General features: G+C 34.3%; 11 protein-coding genes and 1 pseudogene. All 12 read right to left on the bottom strand.

Features of this window, described 5'->3' with window-relative positions; genetic code table 11:
* Positions 1-38 precede the first annotated feature (38 nt).
* Positions 39-1,829, bottom strand: a complete 1,791-nt coding sequence (gene infB, locus QZU90_RS08870; protein WP_296856738.1) for a translation initiation factor IF-2 — start codon at positions 1,827-1,829, stop codon at positions 39-41.
* A gap of 104 nt (positions 1,830-1,933) precedes the next feature.
* Positions 1,934-2,386, bottom strand: a complete 453-nt coding sequence (ndk, locus tag QZU90_RS08865) for a nucleoside-diphosphate kinase (protein ID WP_295606120.1) — start codon at positions 2,384-2,386, stop codon at positions 1,934-1,936.
* Positions 2,383-2,544, bottom strand: coding sequence for a 50S ribosomal protein L24e (locus QZU90_RS08860; protein WP_067146875.1), 162 nt, complete (start codon positions 2,542-2,544; stop codon positions 2,383-2,385). The genes ndk and QZU90_RS08860 overlap by 4 nt, the downstream gene beginning before the upstream one ends.
* Before the next feature lie 46 nt (positions 2,545-2,590).
* Positions 2,591-2,797: a 30S ribosomal protein S28e gene (locus QZU90_RS08855; RefSeq protein WP_292777638.1), complete on the bottom strand. Its 207-nt coding sequence runs from the start codon at positions 2,795-2,797 to the stop codon at positions 2,591-2,593.
* A gap of 51 nt (positions 2,798-2,848) precedes the next feature.
* Entirely contained in the window at positions 2,849-3,217 is a 369-nt protein-coding gene (rpl7ae, locus tag QZU90_RS08850; protein ID WP_292777681.1) for a 50S ribosomal protein L7Ae, read from the bottom strand.
* A gap of 633 nt (positions 3,218-3,850) precedes the next feature.
* Positions 3,851-4,048, bottom strand: coding sequence for a histone family protein (locus QZU90_RS08845; RefSeq protein WP_292788330.1), 198 nt, complete (start codon positions 4,046-4,048; stop codon positions 3,851-3,853).
* A 343-nt stretch (positions 4,049-4,391) separates the two neighbouring features.
* On the bottom strand, positions 4,392-4,730 hold the full coding sequence (locus QZU90_RS08840) for a DUF2149 domain-containing protein (protein ID WP_296856735.1): 339 nt from the start codon (positions 4,728-4,730) through the stop codon (positions 4,392-4,394).
* A 13-nt stretch (positions 4,731-4,743) separates the two neighbouring features.
* On the bottom strand, positions 4,744-5,376 hold the full coding sequence (locus tag QZU90_RS08835; RefSeq protein WP_296856733.1) for a MotA/TolQ/ExbB proton channel family protein: 633 nt from the start codon (positions 5,374-5,376) through the stop codon (positions 4,744-4,746).
* A gap of 353 nt (positions 5,377-5,729) precedes the next feature.
* Complete coding sequence (locus QZU90_RS08830; RefSeq protein ID WP_296856731.1) at positions 5,730-7,820, bottom strand: hypothetical protein; 2,091 nt, start codon at positions 7,818-7,820, stop codon at positions 5,730-5,732.
* 238 nt (positions 7,821-8,058) lie between these two features.
* Positions 8,059-9,813 carry a hypothetical protein gene (locus QZU90_RS08825; protein ID WP_296856730.1) on the bottom strand — a complete coding sequence of 585 codons (1,755 nt, stop codon included), beginning with the start codon at positions 9,811-9,813 and terminating at the stop codon, positions 8,059-8,061.
* A gap of 100 nt (positions 9,814-9,913) precedes the next feature.
* Positions 9,914-11,671: a hypothetical protein gene (locus QZU90_RS08820; RefSeq protein ID WP_296856728.1), complete on the bottom strand. Its 1,758-nt coding sequence runs from the start codon at positions 11,669-11,671 to the stop codon at positions 9,914-9,916.
* Between the two features lie 553 nt (positions 11,672-12,224).
* Positions 12,225-12,693: pseudogene (locus tag QZU90_RS08815) on the bottom strand (integrase); the annotation flags it as partial.

Here is a 12,693-nt window from a genome sequence, read left to right as displayed (position 1 = left end):
ATATTGTTAAATGACTTTTATTGAAATTAATGATTTAATTAATATTCAAAAAGACCGAATTTACCCCAATCTGGTTCTCTTCTACGTTTGATTTCCAAGATTTCATCAAGGGCCATGAATTCGTCTTCATTCAATTTGTCCTTAAACTCTCTTTCCAAGATCTTGTAATGCTTTTCAGGGATGTCTACATATAATGTGTCTCCCTCTTCAAAGTCCTTTCCAGCTACAGCATCGTTGATAGCCATAGCAACCCTTTGACCTCTTGAAATAGCAGTCAAGGTCTCGCCCTTATCTTCCATACTGGCAATTGTACCTACATAGTCCCCATTTGCATTCATTAAAGCATATCCTTGCTTAACGGTTCCTGCTTCAACTTCAATACCACAAATGGCAGGTTTGCTTTGCCTGAATATGAGTTTTGGAAGAATCATGAACTTAGCAGGTTTGATGATTGCATCAAGCCATTGCTTTTTCTGAGCTTCTTTTCTCTCTTGGACCCAAGCTTCATAATCTTCAGTGATCTGATAGATTACATCACCTTGGAAGAGCTTAACGCCAGAATTATTTAAATCGTCAAGAGCCTTTGGATGTACCTTTACATTAAATGCAATGATTACACCATGCTCGATGTTTTCGTCCTTAGCAATGGATGCATCGATTACATCCCTTTTGTTTACATCACCGATTTCTGCAGACCTAATTGGAATCTCCATTTCCTTAAGCAAATGAACAACCGCTTCAAGGGAACCTAAAGTGTCTGCCTTAACGAATAAACCTTCATCATCAGTATCAACGGTAATATCCTCCAATTCCTTTAACAATTCCGCTTCAACGTCCTCATCCTCATTCAATACTCTAAGAGGAGAACCTGAAACGACATCATCAAGATTTGGAGCTGCTATCTTGATACCTGCTGCTGCAACAACCTCATCAACCTTTTTGAATTTCTTCTTGGAATCTCTCATCTCTTCAAGAGGGAGAGGCCTTAAGATAGATCTGATTTTGGTTTTTACAACATTGTTTGCATCCATTAAAGCAATTTCATCACCATCACGGAGCACACCATCATAGATAATGCTATCAACGGTCACTCCAAGACCGGTTTCTTCCTTGACTTCCAATACAGTTCCTTTTGCAGGAGCATCTTCATGGATTTCCAATTGTTCAGTCAAGTATTCCTGAGCAAGACCGAGCAACATTGCAATAAGCTCAATGATACCTTCACCTGATTTTGCACAGATTGGAATGATTGTGATTTGGCTTGCAAAGTCAGTGACTCTGTCGAATCTTTCAGACTGGAATCCTTCCTCATGCAATTTTCCAATGAGCTCGTAGATTTTCAAGTCCAAATCGGTTTGAACTCTTGGAGCTTGCTGTTTGAAGCTTTCCATAAAGGAAGCGCCTTCATGGATATCCCATCCAAAGATTCTGTCAATCTTATTTGCTACAACGATAAATGGAGTCTTATACATTTTCAAAATATTGATTGCCTCATAGGTTTGAGGCTTGAAACCTTCGTTTATGTCAACAATTAAAATAGCCAAATCCGCTAAAGCTCCACCACGTTTACGAAGTGATGTAAATGCAGCATGCCCAGGAGTGTCTACAAAAAACAAACCAGGAATTGTATCCTTAATTGATAATCTAGCTATAAAATCGCCACATATTTCATTAATTGTATCTATTGGTATTTCAGTAGCTCCGATGTGCTGGGTAATACCTCCAGCTTCCCTATCAGCTACAGTACTTCCTCTGATATAATCCAAAAGGGTAGTTTTACCATGGTCTACATGACCTAAAACAGATACAATTGGGGATCTAATCTTCATATAACTCCACTCACAACTAAATAATTCAATAATTCAATAAATTTAAACAATAATAATTTTAATTCGATTATAGACAACGAATTGATTTTTTAAGAAATCTGAATCTATTCGTAAATCCAAGCGTTATCAGACATGGAATAATCACAAATTTCTTCTTCATCGAAGAAAAGAGCAATTTCTCTTTTAGCAGATTCAGGTGCATCAGATGCGTGGATAATGTTTCTTCCAGTATCCATACCGAAATCTCCTCTAATGGTTCCAACATCTGCTTCTTTAGGATTGGTTGCTCCTACCATTTTTCTGATTACAGAAATAGCATCGTCTCCTTCAATAACCATGGTTAAAGCTGGAGCGGAAGTGATGTATTCCACTAAACCGTTGAAAAATGGTTTTTCAGAGTGTTCTCCATAATGTTCTTTTGCTAAATCTTCGTCGATTTGTCTTAATTTCATAGCTACGATTTTAAGACCTTTAGCTTCAAAACGGCTTAAAACTTGACCCATTAAACGTCTAGATACCGCATCAGGTTTCATCATAACAAAGCTTCTTTCAATCATTGTTTAACCCATTTAACTTTTCTTGGTACTCTACCAAGTTTGATCATATTTTTTTCACATTTACTACTACAGAAGAAATAGATGGATCCGTCTTTCTTAACGTACATTTTACCGGTACCTTCTTCTATTTCTTTACCACAGAATGAACAAGTTCTCATGTTAAAACACCTTCTTTAAGTAAGATAAGCTTAATAACCTAAGTTATTAAGGAGTTCTAATCTCCTTAGCTTCTCTGATTGTGTCGAGTAACATTAAAATATCGCCTTCACGTACAGGGCCCATGATATTTCTTGTTAAAATTCTTCCTTTGTCTCTTCCATCGAGAATTCTGCATTTTACTTGCATGATTTCTCCAGTCATACCAGTTCTGTTTAGAACTTCAATAACTTCTGCTGGACTTCCTTCTTCCATATTATCACCTATTAATTATTTTGAAGATATGTATCTTCTAAGGCGCAATACTTATTCTTTAAGTTCTGCAACTTTTTCAACAACTTCTGCTACTAAGTCAGCAGCATCTCCAGCATCTACAATACAAGCGGAAGCAGTTCCAACACTTAAACCAGCAGCTGCACCAACTTTGTCTTTGGTTGCTAAGTATACGTAAGGAATTTCTTTTTCTTCAGCGAGAACAGGAATGTGAGCAACGATTTCAGCAGGGTCAACATCTTCAGCGATAACGACTAAAGCTGCGTTTCCTCTTTCGATAAATTTAGTTACTTCGTTAGTTCCTTTTGCTACTTTACCAGTATTTTGTGCTACTTCTAAAGCTTCTTCTGCTTTGTTAGCGATTTCTTCAGGTGTGTCAAATTTTACATAAATGTTTGCCATATAATTTACCTCCTTTTTCATCTGGCTTTTTGCCATCCATCGGCAAAATAATTACTATAAAAATCAGTAAAATAATCAAATATCAGAAAATAATCAATCTTGAAATTTAAATTTCTATTAATTATAGATAAAACTTTTTAAATATGATACCTAAGATTAAATCCATTTTGAAATCTTATTAAATATAATATCATAATAAAAAGTTAGCTTATAGAAGCTAAAAAATATTCAATTATAATTACAGATTTAAAGTTTTAATCTATAACTCTAAATATTATATCCACATCACTAAATAATAAAGCCTAAAATAAAAGTAAAAAGTTTTTATTCTAGTTTAATATTTTCAATGAATATTATTAGTTTAAGTAAAATCAGCTAATAATATAAAATTTTTCAATTTAGTATTAATGAAATAAATTCTAGAGAACTAGACATAATAAAGTATATTATTTATAGTATATAAATGTTATTAGAAAAATAGGTTTAAAAAAGAAAATAACTAGCAATTTAAGCCAATTATTTAATGATACTTAAAAAAATAAAAATAAAGAGTTCGTAAAAAGGCGTAAGAAAAAGATAAAAGTAAAAATTACTTAAATCTAGATTCAAATCCGAAAATACTAAACAGCAATCTTATTTAATTGCTAATTTAATGTCTTCAGCTTTTACAGTTTTTCTACCTGCGTGGCGTGCAAAGTTAACTGCTTTTTGAGCAATTTCGTTTCCGTATTCTTCGATTGCTTCAGCTAATTCAGCTTTAGCTGCATCAGCTACTCTTTCAGCACCAGCATTTTTTAATATTCTTCCGATAGGAGCGATTGGTAATTCCATATTTAACACCTCAAATTTTTATAATATTAATTGTATATTTTTTAATATATAAATATATCGATAAGAATGCTTAAAATTCAAAATCATTTACATATTTCTATTAATAATTTATAAAAAATAATATTTATTTTTAAAATCAAATCTTAACAAAAAATATAAAAATAATCCAAAATTCATAAAAAAATATTATACAAAAAAGAAAAACAATAAAAAATATTAAAAAAATCAAAGATTAAAAGAAAAATATTGAAAAAATCAAAAAAATATCTGATTTAAACAGAGTTAAGAATTTAAAAAAATAATAAGAATATGAAAAAAAATAATAAGAAAAATGGAAAATTAATCAATTCTCTATCATTATCAGCTTGCCCGTATTGGAATCCTTGTAGACCTTTCCCAATTCAGCATACCCTTCTCCTGAACTTGAACTTACATCAGGAGTCTCATTCAACTGCTTGCCTTGATCTATCTCGGTCACCTGCTTCATGGCATTGATAGCATCCTGCCTTTGATCAGGACTGATATCATCATTGAACACAATAGCCTGCATATTCCAGGAAATGACTAGAAACACCAATAGTCCCACTGCAATAACAAGCATTGCATCCACAAGGTTTGCAACACCAGTCATTGGGTCTTCCTCTTCCTCCTCAAAGGCAGTCTTTCGATTAAGCTTAACCATAAAAACATTACTCCTAAAGCTTTCCTATTTTTGTAAGGACAACATCAGTCAAGACATCAATGTTAGCAATATACTCACTGTACCACCTGCGTCTGATCTTACTGATTACATAAGCAAGTGCACCAGCACCAATACCAACAACAGTGGTGTCAAAAGCAACAATGATCGCATTGGACAAAGTCACAATGTCACCGCTACCTAAAGCAGCAAGACCAGGACCCATAGGAATCAAAGTACCCATCAAACCTAATGTTGGACCGATACGAGTGATAATATCTGTGTATGAGAGTCTTTTCTCCAGTTTCTTTTCTCTGCTGCTCACTAGTTTCTTTGCAAGTGCTATTCTTGATTCAAGGTCAAGATCAGTGTCTGTAATCTCCCTTAAGTCATTCTTCATGGAATTTGGAATCTCTGAAGATTGTACTATATTCAATATTTCATCTTGACTTTTTGCATTTGAGATCTCATTGATTAATCTTTTCATCTCCACATTGGAAACAGCCTTTCTATGCCTGAACTCCCTAATCAATCCACCTAACAGAATGATTGCTCCTATTGCAAATAATAATAGGAAAATGATTACAGGGATTTGAAGACTCTGGCTAACCAAATCCAAAGTAGAAGTTAAAATGTTAGTGCCAACCATATAAAATTACTCCTCCTAAAAACTATACAATTTAATTAAAACTACGATAAATTAAAATCTGATTTAATTATTGAAACTATTGTTTAATTAATCAAATCATTAAAATAATTAAAGAAATATTATAATATTAAATTTTATAAATTACTAATGTAGATAAAACAATTAATAAATCACAATAATCTATTAATTTTAAAATTAAAAAACAAAACTTTATCCTTTAATTTTAAAATTAAAAAATTAAAAGGAAAGCATTTGCCAAAAAAATAATAATTTAGAGGTTTATTATCTAAAAATCTATGAAGCTTAAATTTGATATTTTTTGGCAAACACTCCATCATAAACAAAAATTTTAACTATTCTTCTTCCTCTTTATCCTTCTGACGCTTATAACCAACAAGCAACAACAGCAAAACAGCCAAAACAACAATGCCCAACTGGAAATAATCCACAGACTTCACCACAGGATTATCCTCATCATCAATCTCATAAGCCCTCTTATCAACACTTGAATGAGAATCTGAAGCAGAACCTGCAGACGAAGAAGCAGCTGCAATGCTCAAGCCGGAATCACCATAAGTGTAATAAGTGGAATTCAAATCACCACGAGTGGCATTAGACCTGGAAAAATGACTGTTAGTACCATTAACGGAACCATCAACCCTTAATCCTGAACCGCTGCCGTTACCATTACCAAATCCTGAGACACCACTGCCAGAATGCATCCAGGACAAATCAATGCCCCTACCTGAACCGGTACCTCCTGAACGATAATCACTTATCCAGGACGGAAGGTCACGATCAGTCATATGACGAATGGTATCAGCACCATTGGTATTGTAACGAATAACATTATTCTGACCATTGCCTCCAATGCTCACAGCACGGTCACCGCCTTCACCAATACCAGTGACAAGTATATTGTACATAACATTAGTATCGCTTGTAGTGGAAGCAGTCCCCTGATTCAAGCTGATTGCAATAGGACCCGGAACAGAAACATTATTATATCTGATATCATACTTATGGTTCCCATCGGTTCCTTGAGAATAACTGATGCCATAAATGCGATCACCAGGCTTATAACCGCCAACAGTATCAACAATAATAGTATTGTTCAGTATCCTGTCATCGGAATCCTGCACCTCAATACCAGCAACCAAAGCCCACTGGTCAGTGCCTGCCTTGCCAGTAATGTTAATGAAATTGCTGAATATGTCAATTTGAGTCATACCATTGAAGTTCTGAGAATAAATACCTATGTTCGGACCATTGCTAACACTATGCAAATAATTGTAAGCGATTTTCATATTATTGGCAGGGCCTGTAATCTGTATAGGATAAGCAGTGCCGTCACGGCCACAACCGCCATAAGTGAACACATCAACGCTGTTATCAACAATGGTCATGTCATCCAAACAGTATATGTCAATCGCATACAAGTAGTTTGCAAGGTTCTTTCGAGTGTACAAGTCCTCAACCTTAATGCTGTTTCCGCTAACAGTTGAATTGTCACATGCATAGAAATACACAGAAGACAATGTAGGATACCTGACCCCATTCTGATATTCGCCAAAATTAATGTCAGAATAGACATTATTGTCAGAAAATTGGAGGTTACGGCTATATCCCGCTGCAAATGAAGCCACCTGATCCCCTAAAAATCCACTGTAATGGCCAATCTCACGCAATGGCATAGTAGCATTAATAAGGTTTCCGCAAACCAATGCATCATCACTATATTGCAATATCACCGGATAATTATGCCCTTCATGATAGGCATGACCGACATAGTTGATGGAAGAGTTAATAAGCTTAAAGCCAAAATTATCAAGGGAATAAATGCCATAAGCATCAACATCCTCTGGAGTGTCATAATCCACAGTAACATTATACAGGGTTATATTGTCCCATCCAACAAATATTCCCGCATTATGATTATCCGGAAAAGACTCATCCAATGCAAAGTGCATATTGGCAAGCATTATGCCGCTTGCAGTCAAGCTGAAGACAGTATTGTTAAAAAGGCTATCATTTCCCATAAGACGAGTGCCATTCTTGTCAACAGTCAAAACGCCTTTATGATCAAACAAGCCCTCAAAGACAAGGACGCTACCGCCATACTTGTCTTTTAGAACCCCTGATTCATCAAAATAATCGCCAAGATTATCCTGTACAACAACATAGCGAGAAGAATCATCCGAACTGTTGGCAGAAAGAACTGGAGAACCCTTCAAAACATCATCATCATTTTCCACATCAGAAGAAGAATAAGACCCATCAATCCTTTCAACATCCAACGAATCGGAACTTAACTCCAAACAGGCATCACCACTATCCAGAGATAGAGAATCAATCTCATCAGCATCATAAGCAGACACCCCACACAAAGAAAAGACCAAAACAAGGAACAATGAAAAGACCAAAATCCTACCATTCCATTTCAAAAAAGTCTCACCCTCCATTAATTATTACAATTCTATAATCCAATAAAAATTATCAAAATACATAATTTTCATATTAAATAAATTCGACAGCCTAAATTATTCATTATACATTGAAATTTTGCATAATAAATAAAATAATACACATTTTTCTCCTTTTGCATTTTAAAAGAATGTGCATTATTTTATCCATTAAAAAAAAATATTAAAAATAGGATAAAAGAAATCATCCCATTTTTTCTTATTTAACTTTGATTTTCACTGATTTGCTAACTGCCTTGTACAAAGAGCTGCCCTTAAAGGAAACCTTAGCCTTGAAAGTGCCCTTCTTAGTCAATTTAGTGATCTTGAATGTAGCAACACCCTTGCTGTTGGTCTTAGCGGAATAAGTCCTCTTATTGACCTTGACAGTAAGCTTGACGTTTTTCAAGACCTTATTCAAATTATTTTTTAAAGTAACCTTGTACTTCTTGACCTTAACAGACTTCTTAAATGTCTTCGCCTTAGCAGAAAGCTTAGGAACCGCCTTGGATACAACAACCTTAACAGTGGAGGATGCCTTGTTGTAGTCATCATCACCTGCAAAGCTGATGGATGCAACATAGGCTTTAGGAACCAAAGTCGCAACATTTAAAGACACCTTACCATTTTTATCAGTCTTCAACCTTTTAGATACAGACCCCACCTTAACAGTAACATACTTCCCAAACAAAGCATTGCCATTAGAATCCTTAAGAGTGATAACCAAGTTTTTAGCAACATTATATATAGCAGCCACCTTAGGCGCTTGAATAACTGCATTGCTTTTAGTCTTATTGAATGTTAATGTCTTATTAACTGAAGTCGGAAGATAAGCATAAGGATCACCAGGATAAGAAAACTCAAAATTATAAGTACCCAAAAGATTATCTAAAACAATCTGACCATTACTGTCAGTATCCCTATAAGCAAAAACCTTATTATTGTTAATAATAGCCACTTCCACACCAGCAATAGGTTTGTTGGTGTTAACGTCAGTTAAAGTGATAATAACACTGTTGTCCTTGGCAGTTACAGTTAACTGAGTTTCATTTAAATCTGCTGATTTGATTGTTTTGTTTACATAAAATGGTGAAACCAAATCAACAGTTTCAGAAGCATCAAAATCATAAGTGCAGTCAACAATTTCACAGGAACCTAACTGGCGAGCCTTGACAATACCTTGGATATTACAGTTTTTGAAAGTGGAATTATAAATGTAAACTCCATCAAAACGCCCTTGACTGTCTGATCTACCACCATAGGAATCCACTATAGCATCTGCAGTGATGTTTTCAAATGTGCATTCATTAAAGTTGAATTTTGAAAAATCCCAATTATTAATCAAATAGTTGCCATTGTAATCCTTGAAAGTGCAGTTTTCAAAACTTGCTGTGATAACATCAGTGAGAGTGTCCCTATTAGGTGTTGATCTCTCATATGTTCTTGCAAGAAATTCAGAATCGATAAAAGTACAACTGACAAATTTAAAATCCATCTCATCAACTAAAACATTATAAAGAACATTTACAGGCACACCATCCTGCAATATGCCACAAACCTGAGTATATGGTTTAAAAGTAGCATTAATAACAGTCACTGTATGATTGGTGTTGAAATAATAAGATTGTTTAAATGAAAAGGAAGTTATAATTGTGTCTTCGCCCAGCCCAATATAGGTTACGTTCACATGATCTCCCGGAATTTCATATTCCCCTTCAGCCAGATATATGGTTGCATTATCCTTTAGAGAAATGCTTTTAGACGCATTCTCCCAACTGCTTCCATCACCGCTTGATTCTTTAGTATTATTTACATAATACGCTGAAGGAACATCCACAGGAGACTCGTCTGAAATTGCAGGTCCATCATTAATTATTTCATCCGCTGTTTGCATATCGGTAATGTTTTCAGATGCACTGGCAAATCCAATCGAGATTATAAATAACAGTGATATCAAAAATATCCTTTTTTTCAATTATTCACCACCCTAATGATTTATTTTCTTTAATGAGTAATCGATAAGAATGAAAACATGAAAAAAAATAAATTAAATAAGTAGAGTATGAATTCTCTACTTATTTTTTAACGGTTATTTTTACCTTTTTGCTTAATGCTTTGTAGTATTTGCTTCCTGCAAACTTGACAGTAGCAGTGTATTTGCCTTTTTTGCTTAATTTGGTAATTTTAAAGGTTGCTTTACCTTTAGCGTTAGTAGTTGCTTTGTAGGTCTTTTTGCCTACTTTTAAGGTAAGCTTGACCTTTTTCATTACTTTACCTTTGTTATTTTTAAGGGTAACAGTGTACTTTTTGGTTTTGACTTTAACCTTAAATGTTTTAGCTTTAGCAGCAAGTTTGACTTTAGCTTTGCTTACTACAACTTTAGGGCTTACAGTGGAAGCGGAATAGTCGCTGTCTCCTGCAAACTTGACAGTGGCAGTGTAAGTTTTAGGTACAAGTGTAGCAACATTGAGACTTACTTTACCATTCTTATCTGTGGTTAATGTTTTGCTGATGGAACCGACTTTAACGCTTACTTTTTTGTTTGCTAAAGCTTTGCCGTTTTTATCAGTAAGAGTAATGACTAATTTTTTAGCAACATTGTAGGTTGCAGTGACTTTGCTTGCGGTGAGCTTGGTTGCAACTTTGGTTGGAGTCACAGGAGTGCTGTTGGAGCCGTTGGTGTCATTGGAAGGTGCAGGCTCGTCAGTGAAGTTGAATGACTTGCTGTCACTTATAGGATTGTATGATTCGTTTCCTTCATAGTTGACTGCAACGGTGACTTCTCCAGTCAAGCCAGTGATTGCGTATTTACCGTCATCGCCAGTTACAGCAGTCTGTTCATCTCCGCCATTTACAGTGTACTTGAAAGTAGCGCCAGAAATGGCATTGGAGTCCTTGTCAGTCAATGTGACTGTAACTGTGCCCTTTTCGCTGGAGCTGATGTCAACAACAGAGTCGACTGCAGTCACTGGGAACTTACAGTTTTCATCAAATACTACATTATTTTTTTCTTCAACAATATTAATATCGCTTTTCGGAATTTCAAATGTGCAGCCTTCAAATATTATGTCAAATATATCTGAAAAGTGTTCTGTTGGACCTGGAGTAAACTCATTATGATATTGATAATCATGGCTTATTGTAAGTCCTTTTTTAAATGTGCAGTTTACAAATTTAAAGTTTTTACTTCCAACTTTAACATCACAATCAAAAATAATGTTTTTATAAGTAAATAATACTTGTGAAGTATCTAAAATAAAATATGGAGGTGCATTATAATAATTGTCTTCAGAACCAAAATCTAAATCATAACAATTATCAGATTGGAATATCACATCACCATAACCTATAACCTCACAATATTTGCCGGAAGTCCAGTCCCATTGTGTGTAAGTGCCCTCAGCAATATGTATTTTGCTATCTTTTCCTTCCATTATGTCTCTTGTTGCGTATTTTAAACCTGTGTCAAAACCATATGCATTTTCCCAATCTTCACCACTAACAGATTCTTCAGGATCCCATTCATCAACATAATTTGTGGAACTACTATTTACATAGATTTCGGTTTGTATTCCTGTTAATAAATCATCAATTGATGATCCTAATTCAACATCATCATTATCATCCTGAGCAGGTGCAGAATCATCCACAACTGGCTCATCTTCAACAACAACTGATTCCAAAGAATCACTTACATCATCGGATACCGCATCAACTGCAACGGCATCATCGCTTGCATCCACAACATCCGTGGACACATCCTCTGCCGCACTAGCAGCTCCGATAATACAAAATATAAGTATTAAACATATGCATATCTTTTTAAGACTCATATTATCACAAAATTTAAATTTTTTATTTTCAAAATTCCTCTTCTTCCATTGGGAAAGAGGGAAAGAATATCCAGAAAATTTCTTCAATAAGTCCTATAGGTTCTCATGATTTTTATGTTTCTTTGGTAAAGACATGAAAAATCCTAATGAGACTTACTGAAAAATGGGAAAAAAATCCATTCAAATAATCTTGATAAAAAAGTAAGTTCTTATCAAGCTAGATTGGTGACTACTCAAATGAATTTTACATTTATTATATATAAATATATACTTATATAAAGTTTGCTAAATTAAGTTCGGTCAAAAAATTTTTAGGCATATAAAGTCATTTAACGTATAAATCAAACAACTGTTTTTTTTCGAATATAACTAATTAAAATCTAGTTTTAAATTAAATAACTAAAATATTTCCATTAAAAGTAAAAATAAGTCAATTTAACTGTTTAAAATTTCACTAAAAAATGCTTTTTCTAAGATCATCATACAAAACAACTGTTTAAAATAAATTATGTTTCTTTACCAAAAACACATAAAATTCTATAAAAAACATATTCTATTTTTCCACCTTATACTCCATTCCATCTAGAGTGAAATTGATGATGATATTTATCACCTGATTCTCAATGACAGTATTCGTATCCTCTTTTTTATCAATATTTTCATACTTTTCTATCCATTCATCGAATACCATCACATTGTGCATGGCACCCATGTAAATCTCCTTTAACTTTTTAGGATTGGTCTTTATATAAGCCTCATGGACTTTTGTCTTGGCTCTTCCCTGAAGCTCATCAACATAATCAACACTCAATCCAATATTGCTGGCATGAAACTTTCTTAAGGAATGGGATCTGAAAAACCTGTAATTTCCTACAAATCCCATGCCTAATCTGTCATTCACCTTCTTGAAACTATAGATCAAGGAACTGTCAGTAAAGTCAAAAAGCCTATCATCCAAAGACAATCCCTTTCTTGAAATCAGATACTTCACAATATGATGGCTTGCTTCAGGAGAGCAAAAT

Source organism: uncultured Methanobrevibacter sp. (genome assembly GCF_902784195.1).
In the GTDB taxonomy this organism is placed as follows: Archaea; Methanobacteriota; Methanobacteria; order Methanobacteriales; family Methanobacteriaceae; genus Methanobrevibacter.
The sequence above is the reverse complement of the archived record's forward strand: the minus strand, read 5'-3'. Positions and strand labels throughout refer to the sequence as shown.

Bases quoted from the DNA above. Each gene is read 5' to 3' on its own strand.
- infB (WP_296856738.1), bottom strand. From the start codon at position 1,829: ATGAAGATTAGATCCCCAATTGTATCTGTTTTAGGTCATGTAGACCAT.
- ndk (WP_295606120.1), bottom strand. From the start codon at position 2,386: ATGATTGAAAGAAGCTTTGTTATGATGAAACCTGATGCGGTATCTAGA.
- QZU90_RS08860 (WP_067146875.1), bottom strand. From the start codon at position 2,544: ATGAGAACTTGTTCATTCTGTGGTAAAGAAATAGAAGAAGGTACCGGT.
- QZU90_RS08855 (WP_292777638.1), bottom strand. From the start codon at position 2,797: ATGGAAGAAGGAAGTCCAGCAGAAGTTATTGAAGTTCTAAACAGAACT.
- rpl7ae (WP_292777681.1), bottom strand. From the start codon at position 3,217: ATGGCAAACATTTATGTAAAATTTGACACACCTGAAGAAATCGCTAAC.
- QZU90_RS08845 (WP_292788330.1), bottom strand. From the start codon at position 4,048: ATGGAATTACCAATCGCTCCTATCGGAAGAATATTAAAAAATGCTGGT.
- QZU90_RS08840 (WP_296856735.1), bottom strand. From the start codon at position 4,730: ATGGTTAAGCTTAATCGAAAGACTGCCTTTGAGGAGGAAGAGGAAGAC.
- QZU90_RS08835 (WP_296856733.1), bottom strand. From the start codon at position 5,376: ATGGTTGGCACTAACATTTTAACTTCTACTTTGGATTTGGTTAGCCAG.
- QZU90_RS08820 (WP_296856728.1), bottom strand. From the start codon at position 11,671: ATGAGTCTTAAAAAGATATGCATATGTTTAATACTTATATTTTGTATT.